General features: G+C 62.7%; 18 protein-coding genes. 1 reads left to right on the forward strand and 17 read right to left on the reverse strand.

Annotation, left to right across the window (positions count from 1 at the left end; genetic code table 11):
- Positions 1-11: 11 nt before the first annotated feature.
- Both B9Z34_RS05505 and tldD read right to left on the reverse strand, forming a co-directional pair.
- Complete coding sequence (locus B9Z34_RS05505; RefSeq protein WP_108427095.1) at positions 12-1,133, reverse strand: 3-deoxy-7-phosphoheptulonate synthase; 1,122 nt, start codon at positions 1,131-1,133, stop codon at positions 12-14.
- Between the two features lie 231 nt (positions 1,134-1,364).
- Positions 1,365-2,825 (reverse strand): metalloprotease TldD, encoded by a 1,461-nt coding sequence (gene tldD, locus B9Z34_RS05510; protein WP_108427096.1) that lies wholly within the window; start codon positions 2,823-2,825, stop codon positions 1,365-1,367.
- 165 nt (positions 2,826-2,990) lie between these two features.
- On the opposite strand from tldD, the gene B9Z34_RS05515 reads away from it, so the two are divergent.
- Entirely contained in the window at positions 2,991-3,320 is a 330-nt protein-coding gene (locus B9Z34_RS05515) for a cytochrome C (RefSeq protein WP_108427097.1), read from the forward strand.
- 43 nt (positions 3,321-3,363) lie between these two features.
- Here the strand turns inward: B9Z34_RS05515 and rodA are convergent, their stop codons facing one another.
- The 15 genes from rodA to murD all read right to left on the reverse strand — a co-directional run bounded on the left by rodA (position 3,364) and on the right by murD (position 20,631).
- The gene (rodA, locus tag B9Z34_RS05520; RefSeq protein ID WP_108427098.1) at positions 3,364-4,518 is read right to left on the reverse strand and encodes a rod shape-determining protein RodA; all 1,155 of its coding nucleotides are present in this window, start codon (positions 4,516-4,518) and stop codon (positions 3,364-3,366) included.
- Positions 4,519-4,577: 59 nt separating this feature from the next.
- Positions 4,578-5,126, reverse strand: coding sequence for a crossover junction endodeoxyribonuclease RuvC (ruvC, locus tag B9Z34_RS05525; protein ID WP_108427171.1), 549 nt, complete (start codon positions 5,124-5,126; stop codon positions 4,578-4,580).
- Between the two features lie 29 nt (positions 5,127-5,155).
- A complete protein-coding gene (mtgA, locus tag B9Z34_RS05530; protein ID WP_108427099.1) occupies positions 5,156-5,890 on the reverse strand; it encodes a monofunctional biosynthetic peptidoglycan transglycosylase in 735 nt (244 codons plus the stop codon).
- 42 nt (positions 5,891-5,932) lie between these two features.
- Positions 5,933-6,817, reverse strand: coding sequence for an energy transducer TonB (locus tag B9Z34_RS05535; protein WP_108427172.1), 885 nt, complete (start codon positions 6,815-6,817; stop codon positions 5,933-5,935).
- Between the two features lie 28 nt (positions 6,818-6,845).
- Positions 6,846-8,900 (reverse strand): ribonuclease catalytic domain-containing protein, encoded by a 2,055-nt coding sequence (locus tag B9Z34_RS05540; RefSeq protein WP_108427100.1) that lies wholly within the window; start codon positions 8,898-8,900, stop codon positions 6,846-6,848.
- A gap of 44 nt (positions 8,901-8,944) precedes the next feature.
- Complete coding sequence (locus B9Z34_RS05545) at positions 8,945-9,532, reverse strand: YqiA/YcfP family alpha/beta fold hydrolase (protein WP_108427101.1); 588 nt, start codon at positions 9,530-9,532, stop codon at positions 8,945-8,947.
- Positions 9,532-10,455, reverse strand: coding sequence for a UDP-3-O-acyl-N-acetylglucosamine deacetylase (gene lpxC, locus B9Z34_RS05550; RefSeq protein ID WP_108427102.1), 924 nt, complete (start codon positions 10,453-10,455; stop codon positions 9,532-9,534). Before lpxC ends, B9Z34_RS05545 begins: the two co-directional genes overlap by 1 nt.
- A 291-nt stretch (positions 10,456-10,746) precedes the next feature.
- The gene (gene ftsZ, locus B9Z34_RS05555) at positions 10,747-11,961 is read right to left on the reverse strand and encodes a cell division protein FtsZ (RefSeq protein WP_108427103.1); all 1,215 of its coding nucleotides are present in this window, start codon (positions 11,959-11,961) and stop codon (positions 10,747-10,749) included.
- Positions 11,962-12,094: 133 nt separating this feature from the next.
- A complete protein-coding gene (gene ftsA / locus B9Z34_RS05560) occupies positions 12,095-13,324 on the reverse strand; it encodes a cell division protein FtsA (protein WP_090044934.1) in 1,230 nt (409 codons plus the stop codon).
- Positions 13,325-13,364: 40 nt separating this feature from the next.
- On the reverse strand, positions 13,365-14,153 hold the full coding sequence (locus tag B9Z34_RS05565; protein ID WP_108427104.1) for a cell division protein FtsQ/DivIB: 789 nt from the start codon (positions 14,151-14,153) through the stop codon (positions 13,365-13,367).
- On the reverse strand, positions 14,150-15,115 hold the full coding sequence (locus B9Z34_RS05570; protein ID WP_108427105.1) for a D-alanine--D-alanine ligase: 966 nt from the start codon (positions 15,113-15,115) through the stop codon (positions 14,150-14,152). Before B9Z34_RS05570 ends, B9Z34_RS05565 begins: the two co-directional genes overlap by 4 nt.
- Positions 15,112-16,521 carry a UDP-N-acetylmuramate--L-alanine ligase gene (murC, locus tag B9Z34_RS05575; protein WP_108427106.1) on the reverse strand — a complete coding sequence of 470 codons (1,410 nt, stop codon included), beginning with the start codon at positions 16,519-16,521 and terminating at the stop codon, positions 15,112-15,114. Before murC ends, B9Z34_RS05570 begins: the two co-directional genes overlap by 4 nt.
- Positions 16,518-17,582 (reverse strand): undecaprenyldiphospho-muramoylpentapeptide beta-N-acetylglucosaminyltransferase, encoded by a 1,065-nt coding sequence (gene murG, locus B9Z34_RS05580; RefSeq protein ID WP_108427107.1) that lies wholly within the window; start codon positions 17,580-17,582, stop codon positions 16,518-16,520. Before murG ends, murC begins: the two co-directional genes overlap by 4 nt.
- The gene (gene ftsW, locus B9Z34_RS05585; protein ID WP_233249440.1) at positions 17,579-18,820 is read right to left on the reverse strand and encodes a putative lipid II flippase FtsW; all 1,242 of its coding nucleotides are present in this window, start codon (positions 18,818-18,820) and stop codon (positions 17,579-17,581) included. The genes murG and ftsW overlap by 4 nt, the downstream gene beginning before the upstream one ends.
- A 56-nt stretch (positions 18,821-18,876) precedes the next feature.
- Positions 18,877-20,631, reverse strand: coding sequence for a UDP-N-acetylmuramoyl-L-alanine--D-glutamate ligase (gene murD / locus B9Z34_RS05590; RefSeq protein WP_108427108.1), 1,755 nt, complete (start codon positions 20,629-20,631; stop codon positions 18,877-18,879).
- Positions 20,632-20,634 lie beyond the last annotated feature (3 nt).

The following is a 20,634-nucleotide window of genomic DNA, read 5'->3' on the forward strand; positions in this document are numbered from 1 at the left end:
AAAAACACTCATCAAACCGCCCGACGCGCCTTGACCGCGTCTGAGAGCACCTGCAACACGCCTTCGCTGTCGTCCCAGCCGATGCAGGCGTCGGTGATGCTTTGGCCATAAGCCAGCTTCGTCACGTCGTCCTTGCCGGGGGTGAACTTCTGGGCGCCGTCTTTCAGATGGCTCTCGACCATGACGCCAAACACCTGGCGTGAACCACCGCTGATCTGCGCCGCGATGTCCTTGGCCACGTCGATCTGGCGCTCGTGCTTTTTGCTGCTGTTGGCGTGGCTGCAGTCCACCATCAAGGTGGCGGGCAGCTTGGCGGCTTCGAGTTCCTTGCAAGCGGCGGCCACGCTGTCGGCGTCGTAGTTCGGCGCCTTACCGCCGCGCAAAATCACGTGGCAATCCTGGTTGCCCTGGGTCTGCACAATGGCGACCTGGCCGTTTTTGTGCACCGACAAAAAGTGGTGGCCACGGGCTGCGGCCTGGATCGCGTCGGTCGCGATCTTGATGTTGCCGTCCGTTCCGTTCTTGAAACCGATGGGCGCCGACAGGCCCGAAGCCAGCTCGCGGTGCACCTGGCTCTCGGTGGTGCGTGCACCGATGGCGCCCCAGCTGATCAGGTCGCCGATGTACTGGGGCGAGATCACATCCAAAAACTCGCTGCCTGCGGGCAGCCCCTGGCGGTTGATCTCGATGAGCAGCTGGCGTGCGATGCGCAGGCCTTCGTCGATGCGGTAGCTCTCGTCCAGGTAGGGGTCGTTGATCAGGCCCTTCCAGCCCACGGTGGTGCGGGGCTTTTCGAAGTACACGCGCATCACGATTTCCAGCGTGTCGGCGTACTTCTCGCGCAGGGGCTTCAAGCGGCGGGCGTAGTCCAGGGCTGCGGCCGGGTCGTGGATGGAGCAGGGGCCGATGATGACCAGCAGGCGGTCATCCTGGCCGTGCACGATCTTCTGAATGGCTTTGCGGGTTTTGGCGATCAGGGCTTCCGTCGCCGTGCCGGCGATCGGGAAGAAGCGGATCAAATGTTCTGGAGGCGGGAGCACGGTGATGTCCTTGATGCGTTCGTCGTCGGTCTGGCCGGTGCGGTCTGCGGCATTGGGATACCAGCTCTCGGGGGCTGCGGTTTTGGCGTTCATCGTGGACTCCTGAATTGAAAAATGGTGAAAAAAAACCGCCGGGCTTTGGGGCTCCGGCGGTGTGTGTCGAGATATTCGGGTGCTTATGCGCTCGCCTCTCGTCCGCCGGGGACTGAGAACCAAAAGTAAAAAAAGTAAGAAGCGATTCGCGAAGACATGGGATTCAATGTAGCACAGTTGGATGACAGTTCCTGACAAGCCGGCCCGGGGACAAACCCGGAGGCTTCACATTCAGGCTGTGCCCCCCACCGTCAGACCGTCGATGCGCAAGGTCGGCTGACCCACGCCCACCGGCACGCTCTGGCCCTCCTTGCCGCAGGTGCCCACGCCCGAATCGAGCTTCATGTCGTTGCCGATCATGCTGATCTTCTTGAGCGACTCGGGACCGCTGCCGATCAGGGTCGCGCCCTTGACGGGGTATTGGATCTTGCCGTTTTCCACCCAGTAGGCCTGGCTGGCCGAGAACACGAACTTGCCGCTGGTGATGTCCACCTGGCCGCCCGCGAAGTTGGTGGCGTACAGGCCCTTTTTGATGCTGGCCACGATTTCTTCGGCGCTCTTATCGCCACCCAGCATGTAGGTGTTGGTCATGCGCGGCATGGGCACATGGGCGTAGCTTTCGCGCCGACCATTGCCCGTGGGCTTGACACCCATCAGGCGGGCGTTCATCGCGTCCTGGATGTAGCCGCGCAGGATGCCGTCTTCAATCAGTACGTTCTTCTGGCTGGCATGGCCTTCGTCGTCCACATTCAGCGAGCCCCGGCGGTCGGCGATGGTGCCGTCGTCCAGCACGGTGACGCCTTTGGCCGCCACACGCTGGCCGATGCGGCCACTGAAGGCGCTCGAGCCCTTGCGGTTGAAATCGCCTTCCAGGCCGTGGCCCACGGCCTCGTGCAACAACACACCGGGCCAGCCGTTGCCGAGCACCACCGTCATCTCGCCCGCTGGTGCAGGGCGTGCGTCGAGGTTGATGAGCGCGGCCGACACCGCTTCCTGCACATAGCTTTCCACCATGCCGTCGTCAAAATAAGCCAGTCCGAAGCGGCCACCGCCGCCACTGCTGCCCACTTCGCGGCGGCCGTTTTGCTCGGCAATCACCGTGACCGACAGGCGGATCAAGGGGCGCACATCGGCCGCCAGCGTGCCGTCGGCGCGGGCCACCATGACCACGTCGTACTCGGTGGCCAAACCGGCCATGACCTGCACCACGCGGGGGTCCTTGGCGCGGGCGATTTTTTCCACGCGGCCGAGCAGGTTCACCTTGGCGGTGCTGTCCAGCGTGGACATGGGGTCGAGCGAGGGGTAGAGCGAGCGGCTGGCCGAAATCTTGCGCGCAGGCACCTTGATGCGTTTGTTTTGCGTGGCCTGCGCGATGGTGCGCACCGTCATGGCCGCGTCCATCAAGGAGGCTTCGGAGATGTCGTCCGAGTAGGCAAAGGCGGTTTTCTCGCCCGACACGGCGCGCACGCCCACGCCTTGGTCGATGCTGAAGCTGCCGGTCTTGACGATGCCCTCTTCCAGGCTCCAGCCTTCGGAGCGGGTGTACTGGAAATACAGGTCGGCGTCGTCCACTTGATGGGCCTGGATGGCGGCCAAAGCGCGGCTCAAATGGGTTTCATCCAGGCCAAACGGCTCCAGCAAGAGGGAGCGGGCCGTGGCCAGACGTTCGATGGTGGGTTCGCGTGAAATCATGGGAGCCATTGTAGGGATTGATCAAACCCCTTGCCGGCATGCTCCTTCGCCGGGCAGCCGCCTGCATCGGCCAGCATCGGCTTTGAAATTGAGAAGCAGCACACAGACGAGTCCGGGGCGCACTTGCTAAGTTTGGCCTGCCTTTCACCACCCCAGGAGATCCTCATGACCCCCAGCCCCGTCTTCGCCCTCGTGCTTGCACTGTGCGCCAGCGCTCCTGCTTTGGCCGACTACGCACTGGTGCAGGAAAAGCAATATCTGCAATGCCATGCGGTCGACAAAAACCTCATCGGCCCCTCATTCAAACGGATTGCTTACCGCTGGAATGGCAACCCGGTGGCCGAAAAAATGCTGATCGCCACCATCCGCAACGGCACCCGGGAAGGCGGAGGTCAGCATTGGAGCGACAGCACCCACATGCCCGATGCCTGGGAACGCCCCATGGTCAGCGAGGCAGAAGCCCAACAAATCTTCGTCTGGATCATGCGCCAATAGCCAGCGGGCTCCACAGCCCAGCACAGGCGAGGCGTGGACTGCGTCAGGTTTGCACCAGCTGTTTGGCTTTGGCAATCGACATGAGGATGCCCAGCGCCAGGCCCAAGGTGACCATGGCGGTGCCACCGTAACTGATGAAGGGCAGCGGCACCCCCACCACCGGCAAGATGCCGCTGACCATGCCCATGTTCACAAAGGCATAAGTGAAGAAGATCATGGCCATGCTGCCGGCCAGCAAACGGCTGAACAGTGTGGGGGCCTCGGCCGCGATGACCAGCGCCCGGTAAACCAGAAAGAAGAACCAGAAAATCAGGAACAAGCCCCCCACAAAGCCGAACTCTTCACCATAGGCGGCAAAAATGAAATCGGTGGTGCGCTCGGGGATGAATTCCAGGTGGGTTTGGGTGCCCTGCATGAAGCCTTTGCCCCAGAAGCCGCCGGAGCCGATGGCGATCATGCCCTGGATGATGTGAAAACCCTTGCCCAACGGGTCCCGTGCCGGATCGAGCAAGGTGCACACGCGCTGGCGCTGGTATTCGTGCAGCACTCGCCAGTCCACGCCGTCGGCACACAAGGTGGGCTCCATGATCACCAGGACTACCATGCCCACGAGGCCCAGCACCATCGGCGGCAAAATCCAGCGCCACTTGAGTCCGGCAAAGAAGATCACCGCCAGACCTGCGGCCAAAACCAGCAAAGAAGTGCCCAGATCAGGCTGCTTCATGATCAAGCCGACCGGGACGCCCAAAATCAGCAAAGCCACTGCAAAGTCAAAGGGCCGGAGTTGGCCTTCGCGCTTTTGAAACCAGGCCGCCAGCATCAAAGGCAGGGCAATCTTCAAAATCTCGCTCGGCTGGATCACCACGCCCAGATTGATCCAGCGCCGGGCACCTTTTTTGGTGATGCCAAAAATGGCCACCGCCACCAGCAAAATCACGCCCACGGTGTAGATGGGCACTGCCCAGGCCATGAGTTTTTGGGGGGGCATTTGGGCCACCACGAACATGATGAAGCCCGCCAGCAGCATGTTGCGGCCATGGTCCACAAAGCGGGTGCCGTGGTCATAGCCCGATGAAAACATGATCAGCAATCCGGCGCAGGCAAGCATGAACACCGCAAAAGCCAAAGGGCCGTCGAAGCCCTTGAGCAAATACTTCAGGCGCTGCCACAGCGTCGGTTTTTGAATCACTGAACCCATGGGCGCGATTATCTCAGGCCAACGCGACCCAGAGAGGACCGGGCGGGCCAATCCCCCGGTCAATGGCTGCGTCCGCTGCGGAACATGCCGTGGGTTTTGCGGTTGAGCACCCCTTGGGCGGCCAGCTTGTTCATGGACGGGCTGGCGTGTGCATGCGTGATTGCCATGCCCAAAGCATCTGCCGCATCCTGGCGCGGCACCACGGGCAACTGCAGCAAGCGTTTGACCATTTCCTGAACCTGCGACTTGGCGGCCCGCCCATGGCCGGTGACCGATTGCTTCATCTGCAAGGCGGTGTATTCGGCCACCTGCAAATCGCACGACACCAAAGCCGTGACGCAGCAACCCCGAGCCTGACCCAGCAACAAGGTCGCCTGGGGGTTGACGTTCACAAAAACGATCTCGACCGAGGCCACATCCGGCTGGTAGCGGGCATGGATTTCACGCACGCCGTCGTAAATCACCTTCAGCCGGGCAGGCAAATTGCCCATGTCACCCCGCGTCGTCTCGATCACCCCACTGGCCACGTACTGCAGGCGGGCGCCGGTCATGTCCACCACCCCGAAACCGGTGGTTTGCAACCCCGGGTCAATGCCCAGGATGCGCACGGTTTGCGGCGCGGCCGTGGTCAAAGTAGTCATGGCAGCTCCACGGCACCCATGCGGGCCATGATGGTTTCAGCCCGGCTGGCCAGGTAGGCCGATTGCGCCCTTTGCTCGAAATACCGGGGGCGGGGCAACATGACCGCCAGACGCGCCGCTTCCCAGTCGTTCAGACGGGCCGCACTCTTCCTGAAGTAATGCTGCGCCGCAGCCTCGGCGCCAAAGACACCCTCGCCCCACTCCACGCTGTTGAGGTAAATCTCCAGAATGCGCTGTTTGGACAAGAAAGCCTCCAGCGTGAGGGTGATCAGCATTTCCTGGCCTTTGCGCAGCAAGGTGCGCTCGCCAGACAGAAAGAGGTTTTTCGCCAGCTGCTGGGTGATGGTCGAGCCGCCCACAATTTTGACCGGGGGCGTCTTGGCGTCGGGGCGACGCTGGGCCCGCAGCTCGGCCTGGGCTTTGGCCTTGGCGTTTTTCTCCCAGGCCTTCTCCAGAGACTCCCACCAGACCCCGCCATGCTGGGCAAATACCGTGTCTTCGGAAGCGATCACCGCACGTTGCAAGCTGGTGGCAATGCGTTGGCGATCCACCCATTCCTGCCGCCAGGGCAAGCGCCCCTGCCGCGTCACGATCTGCCAGATTTGCGAGCGCTCAAAACTGGTGGATTCCGGCGCCAGCACACCCATGCTGGCGATGCGCAGCGCAAAAAAAAGCTGCAAACCCAGGCCTGCCAACAAGACCAGCCCACACCAACGACCAAAAGCACGCATCAATATCCTTTGTCTTCAGGGATCATGAGTTCGCCAGGCCACTCAGGGCGGTGGGGTATCCGGCGTCAACATGCGCATGTCCAGCGTGCCCTCTTTGGAAAACTGAAAACGCGTGACCACCACGATCTGATCGGCCTGCCGCCGCATGTTAGCGCTGAACACGTCAAAAGGGGCGGCACTGCGCACAATCGCCACCGCCCGCTGGTCCAGCAAAGGCTGGCCTGAAGTCTTCGCCACCTCGGTCTGCACCAGACGGCCCCGGGCATCCACGGTGATCACCATGGTCAACTGGCCATAGAGCTTTTGCCCCCCCACCTGCGGGAAATTGAGCGTGCCGCGCGTCTCGATGGTGCGCCGCAGCTTGTCGTAATAGAGGGCGTACACCGCTTCACGGGTAGCGGGGCTGATGAAACGCTTGCGAGGGCCGCCTTGCGTTCTTTGCACCTGTTGCTCGATTTGGGCCAATTCTCGGGTCAGCTGGCTCTGTCGCTCTTGTTGGGCCTGCCGCTCGGGTGCCTGGGCCGTTTCACCAGAGGGGTCTGGCGCCTGGGCCAGCAACGCTTGCTGCAGCTGGGTGAGCAAGCGCGTTTGCTGCCGCTGGAGGGCTTCAATCTGCCGCTGCATGGCCCCGATGTCGGTGCCCGATTCGTCCAGCAAAGAAGGCGGCAAAGGCGAGCTGGCGTGTGCCTCTGCCGCACCTTGCCCACCTCCCGCCAAGTTCACCTGGGCCATGGCCTGGGCGCGCTCGGGTGCCTTGTCGCTGCGGGCATTCACGAGCACCACCTCCAAGGCGGTGTCTTCAAAAACCCGGTTGAAGCTGTGCGGATCGGCAAAGCGCCAGGCGATCAGGGCCGCATGCAACAACAGCGAAATACCCAAAGTCCACCACAGGGTGTGGCGGTGAAACGCCTGTTGGAGCCAGGTCATCGGCCCGGCCAAACTGCGCTGAGCGCTTTCAGGCCCCATCGCTTTGGGTGCTGTCGTTCAAATCGACGGCAATGGTGAGCGGGCCAGCCGCCATGGCCTCGTCCTCTTCTGCTTCGTCGACTTCCTGACCCTCTGCCGCCAAAGGCGCGTCCAGATGCGCCACCACCGTGCCGCCCACGTCCAGCGCCATCAAATCCACGGCGCCCAATTTGACGCGCACACGGGCGCCTCGCATCAAGCCTTGGGCACCCATGACGCTGAACATCAAGGGCAAGGTGTCGGCCCGCACCAGCCAGGCGCCACCGCCCATTTCCTTGACCAGACTGGCTTCGAGTTCGTCGATGCCTTGCTGCTGCACATGGCGCAGCGTCCAGTAACGTTCCATACTGGACTGCACGCTGTTGTAGGCGCTGTAGGCCGCATCGAAACCGCTGATGATGGAAAACAACTCGGCGTCTTTGGGCTTGAAGGGCGCGGCCAATGCGGCCGTGGCGCCGTGCTTGGCGCACGCAATGATCTGCCACTGGTTGACCAGATCGGTGTAGCGGCGCAGGGGCGAGGTGCTCCAGGCATAGCTGGGAACGCCGATGCCCGCATGGGGCAGCGCCTTGGTGCCCATGCGCACCTTGACGCCGGGGGCCATGCTGGCCTGGCTGCGGTAAATGCCAGGCACGCCCAGCTGGGCCAGCCACTGACCCCAGGTGCTGTTGGCCAAAATCATGGCCTCGGCCACCATCAAATCCAGCGGCGCACCGCGCTTGCGGGTGCCGATCAACACCGTCTCTTCGCCCGTGGGCGGCGTGTCGTTGTGGGGGCGATCGAGCTTGAAGCTGTAATCGGGGCGGTTGAAGCTCTCGGGTTTGCCACGCACCACTTCGCGCCGCGCCTTGAGGGTCTGCGCCAACCGCCAGAAAAAGCCCAACGTCGCCCGGCTCACCGGCACATCGGTGTGGTCGCTCTGGTCTTCACCTTCCAGCCACTCGCGGGTGATGCGGTCATCCAGCTGGTCATGCCGCAGGTTGACCAGGATCGGCACCCGCTCCAGACGGGTTTCGGTGCTTTGCACCTCCAGCGTGTCTTCGCTGAAAGTCACATACAAAGACACGGCCGGGCAGTCACGGCCTTCGGTCAGGGTGTAGGTCTGCACCACGCTGTCGGGCAGCATGGTGATTTTGTAGCCGGGCATGTAGACGGTGGACAGACGCTGACGGCCCAATTGGTCGATCGGGCTGCCGGGCGTCAAGGCCAGGCCAGGTGCCGCGATGTGGATGCCCACAGTGACCGTGCCCGTGCCCAAGCCTTGCAGCGACAAAGCATCGTCGATCTCGGTGGTGTGCGAGTCGTCAATCGAAAAGGCCTGGACCGGCGCCAAGGGCAACTCGTCGGTGATGGCCGGCGCTTGCAATGCCGGGAAACCGGTGCCCTTGGGGAACAGGTCGAACAAAAAGCGCTGCCAATGAAAGTCCCAGGCCGACGCGATGGCCCCGGCCTTTTGCAACAAGTCCAGTGGCGCGGTCTGGCTGGCTTTGCTGGCTTCGACCACCGCTTTGTACTCGGGCGTGTTCTTGTCAGGGCGGAACAGGATCTTGTACAGCTGCTCGCGGATCGGTGTGGGGCACACGCCGGCCACCAGCTCGGCCGACCAAGCCTCGATCTGCGCCTGAACCTGCTTCTTTTTTTCAATGGCGAGCAAGGCTTGCTGCACGATCTCGGCCGGCGCTTTGCGGTAGCGGCCTTTGCCGCCCCGGCGGAAATAGTGCGGCGCTTCGTGCAAACGCAGCAATGCGGCCACCTGCTGCACGGTGCTGGCCCCGTCGCTGAAATAGTCGCGGGCCAGGTCGGCAAAACCGAACTCCTCGTCGGAGGCGAATTCGTAAGCCAGCTCCAGCTCGATGGTTTGGCTCAGGGCCGCCGCTTCGCTCAGCAAGCTGGCAGGGCTTGGTTTTTCAAACTTGAGCAGCATTTGCGCCGCCTTGACTTTGACCCGCTTGCCGGAGTCGAGTTCCACCTGCGCAGAGGCCTCGGCCTCGGACAGGATGCGTCCGGCCATGAATTTGCCGGCTTCTTCAAATAATGCGTACATCGGGTGATTTTCCCACGTGGCACCACCCGCTTGGGGGCACGCCCTCAGGCCAGGCGAAGAAAATCGAGGATTTCGGGCAAGTACAGCTCGAAATCGCTCAGGGCGTGGTCGCTGCCCTCGATCAGGCGCACCTGGCCTGCCCCATGGCGGGCCAGCATTTCCCGCCAGTCCAGCACCTCGTCCCCCTTGGCGATCACCGCCAATGTGCGTGGGGTGGCCTGTGGGGGCTGCGCCTGCAAGGCCCGCAGCTCCTGCACATGGGCCATTTCGAAAAAAACCTTTTGCGCGGGGTTATGCCAGGCCGGATGCTCGCCGATGTAACCCTCCAGGTCCCGTGCCGGCTCCACCGCCGGGTTCAGCAGCACCGCAGGGCAGCCCAGCTGTTGCGACAGGCAGGCGGCATAAAAACCGCCCAAGGAAGAACCGACCACCGCCATGCTGTCCCGGGGCCAAGCCGACACCCCGGCCCCGATGTCGTCCATGGCCTGACGAGGCGAAGCAGGCAACTGTGGGCACCACCAGGTCACACCAGGGTGCTGGTTTTGCACCAGGGCCGCCAGGGTTCGGGCCTTGAAGGATTGCGGTGAAGACCGAAAACCGTGCAAGTACAGCAGGTGGCTGGTGCGCGGCATCACCAGGCAGGCTGCAGGGCCGCAAAGCCCCGGGGCGCTTCAAGCGCTTTGTCAAAGGTCACCACCTCGTAAGCGCTCGGGCGTGACAAGAGTTCGCGCAGCAGGCGGTTGTTCATCGCATGCCCCGACCGAAACGCGCTGTAGGCGGCCAGCAGTGGCTTGCCCAGAATGTACAAATCACCCATGGCGTCCAGGATCTTGTGCTTGACGAACTCGTCGTCGTAACGCAAGCCATCCGAGTTAAGCACCTTGTAGTCGTCCATCACGATGGCATTGTCCAAGCCGCCGCCCAAAGCCAAACCATTGGCACGCAGCATTTCCACATCTTTGGTGAAGCCAAAGGTGCGGGCGCGGGCAATGTCACGGGCATAAACGCCGTCCGACATGTCAAACACCACCTGCTGCCCGGTCGAATCCACAGCGGGGTGCCTGAAATCGATCTCAAAGGTCAGTTTATAGCCGTGGTAAGGCTCCAGGCGCGCCCACTTGATGTTCTCGCCCTCGCCTTCCGACACTTCCACGGTTTCGAGCACACGCACAAACCGTTTGGGAGCAGGCTGCTCCACGACACCGGCGCTTTGCAACAAAAAGACAAACGAAGACGCCGAACCATCGAGGATCGGGACCTCTTCGGCCGTGATGTCCACATACAGGTTGTCAATGCCCAAGCCTGCACACGCCGACATCAGGTGCTCGACAGTCAAGACCTTGGCTTGTCCAACCGAAATGGTGGAGGCCAGCCGGGTGTCGGTCACCGCCTCGGCGTTCACCGGGATGTCCACGGGCTCGGGCAAATCGATCCGGCGGAACATGATGCCGGTGTCCGGCGCTGCGGGGCGCAAGGTCAGCTCGACACGCTGACCGCTGTGCAAACCCACGCCGACGGCTTTGGTCAAGGTTTTGAGGGTGCGTTGAGCGAGCATGGCCCTATTTTAGTTGGCGAGAGATGCGGGGGTTCGGGCAATGAATAGTCGAGAACCCGCCCAGTCAGACAGCTCGGATACGCAGTCTTGGTGGGTTGCCCGGTGCTGGTGGGCGATATTGAGGCGCGAAGCGACGACGAGCCCATCGGCACCGGGCAACTCGCCGAGACGGCCAAACGCCATCGCCCCTCTTCAGCGGCCAACCTGGTCATGACCTCACGCAAAAAGGGGCCAGACAGGCAAGCGCCCGTCTGGCCCCAAAGCACCAGAAATGAAACTCAGATCAAGCGATCAGTCCGCTTGCTTGCGCAGGAAAGCGGGGATCTCGATGTCGTCCATGCCCGCATTGGCCATGCCGTCCACACGGGCCGCTGCATGGGTACGGTTGCTGCGCCAGTAGGCGGGCACATTCAAACCACTGTTGGCCAAAGGCGCAGCGGCATTGCCCGAGGCGGCCACCGCGTCTTGCCCACCCACGGTGAAAGGCACGTTGTCGGTGCCGGTACGCAGCACTTGCAGAGGTGGGGCTGTGCGGCGGGCACCCACCTTGGACAAACCAGTGGCCACCACCGTCACGCGGATCTCGTCGCCCAAGCTTTCGTCATAGGCCGTGCCGTAGATCACATGGGCGTTTTCGGAGGCGTAAGCACGGATGGTGTTCATCGCCTGCTTGGACTCGGACAGCTTGAGCGAGCCCTTGGCGGCGCTGATCAGCACCAGCACACCCTTGGCACCCGACAGGTCCACACCTTCGAGCAGCGGGCAGGCCACGGCCTGCTCGGCCGCGATGCGGGCGCGGTCAGGGCCGCTGGCGGCGGCGGTGCCCATCATGGCCTTGCCGGGCTCACCCATCACGGTGCGCACGTCTTCAAAGTCGACGTTCACATGGCCGGGCACATTGATGATCTCGGCAATGCCGCCCACAGCGTTTTTCAACACGTCGTTGGCGTGGGCAAAGGCCTCGTCTTGCGTCATGTCTTCACCGCCGGGCAATTCCAGCAGCTTTTCGTTCAGCACCACGATCAGCGAATCCACATTGGCTTCGAGTTCCTGCATGCCCACGTCGGCATTCGCCATGCGGCGACCGCCTTCAAATTCAAACGGCTTGGTCACCACACCCACCGTCAGGATGCCCATCTCTTTGGCGATGCGGGCAATCACAGGCGCAGCGCCCGTGCCTGTGCCGCCCCCCATACCGGCGGTGATGAACAACATGTGCGCGCCCTCGATGGCGGCGCGGATGTCGGCTTCGGCGCTTTCAGCGGCTTCGCGGCCTTTTTCAGGCTTGCTGCCCGCGCCCAGACCAGTCTGACCGAGCTGAATGAAACGGTGAGCCGCGCTGCGGGCCAAGGCCTGCGCATCGGTGTTGGCGCACACGAATTCAACGCCCTGGACCTGGCGCTCGATCATGTGCTCCACAGCGTTGCCGCCGCCACCGCCAACCCCGATCACTTTGATCTGGGTGCCTTGGTTGAACTCTTCGGTTTGGATCATTTCAATGGTCATGGTGCTACTCCTAAATTTGTTTGCAGTTGCCGAAAATTTTTTTGTGAATGCTGGGGTGGGTCAAAGTGTCAACATCGACACGGTCGCGAAACCGGCGGGCTGCTTCTAGCCAGAAATCTCTTTTTCCAGTTCATCAGAAGTTCCCCACAATGAAGTCCTTGAAGCGGCCAAAAGCGTTGTTCACCGAACTCTTCTTTTGGGTGACCTTGTAGCCCCGCAGGCGGGCCAAGCGGGCTTCTTCCAAGAGGCCCATCACGGTGGCGGCACGGGGCTGGCTGACCATGTCGGCCAGGCCGCCTGCATATTTGGGCAGGCCACGGCGCACGGGCTTGAGGAAGATGTCCTCGCCCAGCTCGACCATGCCGGGCATGACGGCGCTGCCGCCCGTCAGCACAATGCCCGACGACAAAACCTCTTCGTAACCTGACTCGCGGATGACCTGATGCACCAGCGAGAAAATTTCTTCGATGCGCGGCTCGATCACACCCGCCAAAGCCTGGCGACTGAGCATGCGCGGCCCCCGGTCGCCCAAACCCGGCACCTCGACTTGCGCATCGGGGTCGGCCAGCAGTTGCTTGGCGTAACCACTTTCGACTTTGATGTCCTCGGCGTCCTTCGTTGGCGTGCGCAAAGCCATGGCAATGTCGCTGGTGATCAGGTCACCGGCAATCGGAATCACGGCGGTGTGGCGGATCGAGCCGTTGGCAAAAATCGCCACATCGGTGGTGCCAGCGCCAATGTCCACGCACACCACACCCAGCTCGCGCTCGTCTTCTGACAGCACAGCCAAACTGGACGACTGCGGGTTGAGCAACAGCTGGTCAACCTCCAGGCCGCAGCGGCGCACGCACTTGATGATGTTTTCGGCTGCACTTTGTGCACCTGTGACGATGTGGACCTTGGCTTCCAGGCGCATGCCGCTCATGCCGATCGGCTCTTTGACTTCCTGGCCGTCGATCACAAACTCCTGTGGTGCCACCAACAACAAGCGCTGGTCGGTCGAAATGTTGATCGCTCGTGCAGTTTCCATCACGCGGGCCACATCGGCTTGCGTGACTTCCTTGTCCTTGATCGCCACCATGCCGCTGGAGTTGATGCCCCGGATATGGCTGCCCGTGATGCCCACATTGACGCGGGTGATCTTGCAATCGGCCATCAACTCGGCTTCCTTGAGGGCCTGCTGGATGCTTTGCACCGTGGCGTCGATGTTGACCACCACACCGCGCTTGAGGCCATTGCCCGGCGCAATGCCCAAACCCGCGATCTTGAGTTCGCCATCGGGCATCACCTCGGCCACCACCGCCATCACTTTGGAAGTGCCGATGTCCAAGCCCACCACCAGATCTTTGTACTCTTTTGCCATTTGAATCACCGTTTCCGTTTCATTCTTGTGTCTTGACCCGTCAAAGCTTTTTCTTGCCGTCTGCTTCCAGCGTGGTCACACCCCGCAGGCGCAAGGCATAGCCATCCTTGTGACGCAAATCCGCCCCGGCCAAAGCGGTCGGCGTGCGGCCATAGCGGGCCGTCACTTGCGACAGCGTCCTGAAAAATACTTTCAGCTGGGCGGTGATCTCCGCCTCTGTGCCCCGCCCCAGCTCCAGCAGCGCACCGCTGTCGGTCACCACACGCCAGCTGCCTCGGGGGGTCAACTCCAACTGCTCAATGCCCATGTCCATCGCCTCGAACATCGGCAACAAAAGGCGGTACAGCTGCACCACGGTCTGCGACTGCGCATCCGGGCCTTTGAGGCGTGGCAGGTTTTCCACATCCACTTCTTCGATGTTGGCCTCGAACACGCGGCTTTGCTGGTTCACCATCTTGTTGGCGCTGTCATCGCCCCACAGCGCCATGGGTTCGTGCTCCTTCAACACCGCTTTCAGGCGATTGGGGAAATCACGGTGCACCACGGCCTCCCGAACCCAGGGCACGGCCTCGAAGGCGTCGCGTGTGCGCTTCAGATCCATGGTGAAAAAATTGCCACTGAGCTGCGGCACGACATTGGCCCGCAAGGTCACCGCGTTGTTGCGCGTGACCTCGCCTTGCACCGTGATCGCTTGGATCGCAAACGCCGGATGCCGCAGCAGCCACCAGGCCCCACCGCCCAGCACCAGCAGCACGAACACTGCTGTAAGCAAGGCTGCAGCCATGTTCATGAGGCGGATGTCCAGCGGCAAAGCCATCGTCGTTTTCACCCACGCACCTCCTGCACATGGTCCAGCGTGGCAGCGGCCAACAACTGGCAGCACAGCGCCTCGTAAGGAATGCCTGCGGCTTTGGCCGACATGGGCACCAACGAGTGACCGGTCATGCCGGGCGAGGTGTTGATTTCCAGCAGGTAGGGCTTGCGTGTGGTCGCATCGATCATCACATCCAGGCGTCCCCAGCCCCGGCAACCCAAGACCTGGTAGGCCTTGACCACCAGGGCCTCGATGGCGGCCTCTTCTGCAGCGGGCAGGCCACTGGGCACCAGGTACTGGGTGTCGTCGGTGAAATACTTGTTCTGGTAGTCGTAATTGCCCTCGGGGGCCACGATGCGAATCACTGGCAGTGCCTTGGCGGCCTCTGCCGGGCCCAGCACCGGGCAAGTGACTTCGTCACCCACAATGCACTTTTCGCACAGGATGTCGGCGTCGCACTGCGCGGCCGCGGCCAGCGCAGCAGGCAGGTCCTGAGCCTGCGTGACCTTGGTCACCCCGATCGAGGAGCCTTCTCGGGCTGGCTTGACGATCATCGGCAAGCCCAAGGTCTGGATCAGCGTCTCCATCGACACACTGCCCAGCTGATCCCGCCGCACCAGCACATAAGCAGGGGTGGGCAGGCCTTCGGCCAACCAGACGCGTTTGGTCATGGTCTTGTCCATGGCGATGCTGGACGCCATCACACCCGAGCCGGTGTAGGGGATGCCCAGCAACTCCAAAGCACCCTGCACCGTGCCGTCTTCGCCATAACGGCCATGCAAGGCAATGAAGCAACGCGAAAAACCTGCGCGCTTGAGTTCGCTCAATTCCCGCTCGGCCGGATCGAACGCATGGGCATCCACGCCCGATGCGCGCAAGGCGTTCAGCACGCCCTGACCCGACATCAAGGACACTTCGCGTTCGGCCGATCGACCGCCCATGAGCACGGCCACCTTGCCCAGATTCAAGGCAGTCATGCGGCACCTCCCAACTCGACCACTTGGGCAGGCACGGCCCCGATGGAGCCGGCGCCCATGCAAATCACCACATCGCCGTCACGGGCGTTGCTGAGCACGGCTTGTGGCATGTCGGCGATCGCATCGACAAAAACCGGCTCGACCTTGCCCGCCACACGCAAGGCGCGGGCCAGCGAACGGCCATCGGCGGCCACGATGGGGGCTTCGCCTGCGGCGTACACCTCGGACAGCAGCACGCTGTCGCAGCCTTGGCCAATGACTTTCACAAAGTCTTCAAAGCAATCGCGCGTGCGGCTGTAGCGGTGGGGCTGGAACGCCAACACCAGCCGGCGACCCGGGAACGCCCCGCGGGCGGCAGCCAGCGTGGCCGCCATCTCGACCGGGTGGTGCCCGTAATCGTCAATGACCGTGAAGCGCCCAGCGCCTCCGGGCACGCGCACCTCGCCATAGCGCTGAAAACGGCGTCCCACGCCCTTGAAATTGGCCAACGCCCGCTGCACAGCCGCATCATCCACTCCCAACTCCACCGCGACGGCCACAGCCGCCAAGGCGTTGAGCACGTTGTGCAAGCCCGGCAAATTCAGCACCAGGGGCAAATCGGGCAAGGTCACGCCATTGCGCCGCTGCACCGTGAAATGCATCTGCCCCTGCACCGCCCGCACATCCACGGCCCGCACTTGGGCACCTTCGCTCAGGCCATAGCTGGTGACAGGCCGGGCAATGTCCTGCACGATGGACTGCACACCCGGATCGTCCACACAGACAATCGCGGTGCCGTAAAAAGGCATGCGGTGCAAAAACTCCACGAACGCGGCTTTCAAACGGGCCAGGTCGTGACCGTAGGTCTCCATGTGGTCGGCGTCGATGTTGGTGACCACCGCCATCACAGGCAACAGGTTCAGGAAGGAGGCGTCGGACTCGTCGGCCTCGACCACGATGTAGTCGCCCGTGCCCAGCTTGGCGTTCGCCCCTGCGCTGTTGAGGCGTCCGCCAATCACAAAGGTGGGGTCCAACCCAGCCTCGGCCAACACACTGGCCACCAGGCTGGTGGTGGTGGTTTTGCCGTGTGTGCCAGCAATAGCGACGCCCTGCTTCATGCGCATCAGCTCGGCCAGCATGACAGCGCGCGGCACGATGGGGATGTGGCGCTCGCGCGCGGCCAGCACCTCAGGGTTGTCGGCTTTGACGGCGGTGGAGGTGACCACCGCATCGGCGTCTTGGACGTTGTCGGCCGAATGCCCCACATGCGTGGCAATGCCCAAAGCCGCCAGGCGACGCAGCGTGGCGCTGTCGGACAAATCGGAGCCGGAAATCTGGTAACCCAGATTGAGCAACACTTCGGCAATGCCGCTCATGCCCGAGCCGCCCACACCGATGAAATGAATTTTTCGGATGGCGTGTTTCATGCCGCCAACTCCTCACAAGCCATCACAACCTCCCTGGTCGCATTTGTTTTTTTCTGTGCGTGGGCTTTTTGTGCCACGTCTTGCAATGTGTCGCGGCTCAAGGCCGTCAGGCGCTCGACCAGGTTCTGCGCGGTCAACTCCGCCTGCGGCACCAGCCAGCCGCCACCGGAGGCCACCAAAAACTGCGCATTGGTGGTCTGGTGGTCGTCGACCGCAAACGGGAAGGGCACAAACAAGGCGGCCACACCCACGGCCGCCAGCTCAGTCACGGTGCTGGCGCCTGCGCGGCAGATCACCAGATCGGCTTGCGCAAAGGCGGCGGCGGTGTCGTCGATGAAAGGCGTCAACTCGGCCTGCACGCCTGCGGCCGCGTAGTTGGCCCGCAGGGCTTCGATTTGTTTGGCACCGCTTTGGTGGATGACTTGCGGGCGTGTGGCCTCTGGCATCAAGGCCAAGGCCTGCGGCACGATGTCGTTCAGGGCCTTGGCCCCCAGGCTGCCGCCCACCACCAGTACACGCAAAGGGCCTGTTCGCCCGGCAAAACGCTCGGCTGGCGAGGCTTGTTGGGTGAAGGCCTGGCGCAAAGGGTTGCCCACCCATTGCCCGGTTTTGAAAACGCCGGGGAAGGCGGTGAACACCCGGTCGGCCACTTGCGCCAGCACCTTGTTGGCCAGGCCCGCTACCGAATTTTGTTCGTGCAGCACCAAAGGCTTGCCCCACAAGCTGGCCATCATGCCGCCGGGGAACGTGATGTAGCCGCCCAGCCCCAGCACCACATCGGGCTGGACCCGGCGCACCACCTGCAGGCTTTGCCAAAAAGCGCGCAGCAGCTTGAGTGGCAAGAAGGCCAATGTTGCGAAACCTTTGCCGCGCACACCGCCAAAGGCCACCGTTTCAAAGGCGAAGCCACGCGGCGGCACCAGCTGGCTTTCCATGCTGTCCGGTGCGCCCAACCAGTGCACGCGCCAACCCGCCTCGCGCAGGGCTTCTGCCACGGCCAGACCCGGGAAGATGTGCCCCCCTGTGCCACCCGCCATGACCAGTGCGCATTTTTGCGTCATGCCCTGCCTCCGCGCATCATCTGTTTGTTCTCGGCGTCGATGCGCAGCACCACCGCGATGGCGATCAGGTTCATCATGATGGCCGAACCGCCGTAGCTCATCAAAGGCAGTGTCAGGCCCTTGGTGGGCAAAGCGCCCAAATTCACACCCATGTTGATGAAGGCCTGAAAACCAATCCAGATGCCCACGCCCTGGGCCACCAGACCGGAGAACACCTTGTCGAGGGCGATGGCCTGACGGCCAATCACCATGATGCGGCGGCTGAGCCACAGGAACATCACAATGACCAAAGACACACCCACCAAACCAAACTCTTCACCGATCACGGCCAGCAAAAAGTCGGTGTGGGCTTCGGGCAACCAGTGCAGTTTTTCCACGCTGCCGCCCAAACCTACGCCCCACACCTCACCCCGGCCGATGGCGATCAGGGAATGCGAGAGCTGGTACCCCTTGCCCAAAGCGTGCTCGGCACTGAAGGGGTCCAGATAAGCAAAGATGCGGTCACGGCGCCAAGGGGATGCGGCAATCATCACCACAAACGCGCCCACCAGCACCGCAAAAATCAGGAAGAACATGCGGGCATTGACACCGCCCAGAAACAGGATGCCCATGGCGATGATGGCGATCACCATGAAAGCGCCCATGTCAGGCTCGGCCAGCAAAAACACCCCGGCCAAAGCCACCGCAGCACCCATGGGCAAGACCGCACGGAAGAAGCGCTCTTTCACCTCCATCTTGCGCACCATGTAGTCGGCCGCATAAATGATGGTCGCGAATTTGGCCAACTCGGAGGGCTGGAAATTCATGATGCCAAAGGAAATCCAGCGCCGCGCACCGTTGACGCCCTTGCCGATGAAGGGAATCAACACCAGCGCCAGCAACACCAGAGACACCACAAACAAAGGCCTGGCCACTTTTTCCCAGGTCTCGGTGGACACCTGGAAGGCCAGCAAGGCCATGACACTGCCCACCACCATGGAGATCAGATGCCGCGTCAAAAAATGGGTTTGTGTGTAGCGCGAAAAACGGGGGTTGTCCGGCATGGCGATCGACGCTGAATACACCATGACCATGCCCCACATGAGCAAGGCGACCACCACCCAGACAAGTGCCTGGTCCACGCTCTGCAAGCGGTGGGCTGAGCCTGCGCTGTTGCGGGCGAAATCGTAGCTGCCCAGATTGACAGGCAAACCCTGTGTACCCGCAGTATGGCCACGCGATGCACGGCCTGTGAGCACCTGCCCCCAATGGGCCAGGCCTGCCTGCAGACGTTGCGGGAATGACAGCGCTTCGCTCACAACCCGCCCTCCATGGCCACACCCGCCGCTTCGGCCAAACCGGCCACGGCCTGCACAAACACCTCGGCGCGGTGGCCGTAGTTGTCAAACATGTCAAAGCTGGCACAAGCGGGCGACATCAAAACCGCGTCGCCACTGCGGGCGATGGCGGCGGCCTGCGCCACGGCCGCATGCATGTCGGCGGCATCGTGCAGCGGCACGTCCGTGTCTTGCAGCGCTTCGCGGATGACAGGTGCATCGCGGCCGATCAAGACCACCCCCCGGGCAAAACGCGACACGGGATCGACCAAGGGCGTGAAGTCCTGGCCTTTGCCATCGCCCCCCAAAATGAGCACCACGCGGCGGTCTGCGCCCAAGCCTTGCAGGGCAGCCACGGTGGCCCCCACATTGGTGCCCTTGCTGTCGTCAAAATACTCCACCTCGCCCACGATGGCGACCGGCTCCACCCGATGGGGCTCGCCCCGGTATTCGCGCAGGCCATACAGCATGGGGCCCAAGGCGCAACCGGCACTGCTGGCCAGCGCCAGGGCAGCGAGCGCATTGACCGCGTTGTGGCGGCCACGAATGCGCAGCGCGTCGGCAGGCATCAGGCGCTGGATGTGCAACTCTTCGGCCGCATCCTTGCGGCGGCGTCGTGTTTCATCGGCCTCCAGGGCGCGCACCAACCACGTCATGCCGTGTGTGACTTCGATACCAAAGTCGCCTGGGCGCTGAGGCATGTCGCCCCCAAACAGCACACAAGCGCGCTCGACAGGCTTTTGCAACTTCACGCGCACAGGCTCGGGCCGCATGGCCATGACCTGCGCGTCTTCGCGGTTGAGCACCATCAGGCCTTGAGCGCCAAAAATGCGGGCTTTGGCAGCGGCATAGGCGGCCATGCTGCCGTGCCAGTCCAGGTGGTCTTGCGAGAGGTTCAATACCGTCGCAGCGGTCGGCTCAAAGCCCTCGCTGCTGTCGAGCTGGAAGCTCGACAGCTCCAGCACCCACACCTGAGGCAGCGCCTGGGCCATGGGGTCCTGCACGGCAGGAGGAACGGGCAGCGGCAGTTCCGCGTCGCTCTCGCCCTCCAGGCGGTCCAGCGTTTCGTCTGTATCGGCCAGCTCGCTGGTCGACTCATCCTGCTGTGGTGCGGGGATGACCGCCTCCTGGGCTGCTGTCACCGTTGGCGGCTCACTGTTCGCATCTGCCTTCTCAAGCTCGGCGGCGGCGCGCTCGGCTGCTTCTTGCTCGACCTGCGCTTGCGCTTGGGCCATGGCTTCGGTCAAGGTGTCCAGCAACGTGGGGCCAATGTTGCCCGCCACTTTCACGGTTTTGCCCGCACGCGCCACCAGCTGCCCGGTGAGCGATGTGACCGTGGTCTTGCCGTTGGTGCCCGTGATGGCCAGCACCTGCGGGGCATACCCAAAGCGTGCTTTCAAATCCTGCAAGCCAGCGGCAAACAAGCTCAGCTCACTGCCTTGCCACAAGCCCATGGCTCGGGCGGCGTCCACCACCGGGGCCACCACGTCGGGCGCGAGACCCGGGCTGCGGAACACCGCACGCACCGAAGTGCCCTCCACCAGACTGGCCACAAATGGCCCGGACACAAAACGCACCGCAGGCCACTCGGACTGCAAAGCGGCCAACTGGGGCGGCGTGTCACGGGTGTCGGCCACGGTCACGTCCGCCCCGGCATGCGCGCACCAGCGGGCCATCGCCAGGCCCGAAGCACCCAAACCGAGAATCAGAACGTGTTGACCTTGGAGCTGCATGGC

The sequence above is a fragment of the Limnohabitans sp. Hippo3 genome (assembly GCF_003063665.1).
GTDB lineage: Bacteria > Pseudomonadota > Gammaproteobacteria > Burkholderiales > Burkholderiaceae_C > Limnohabitans_A.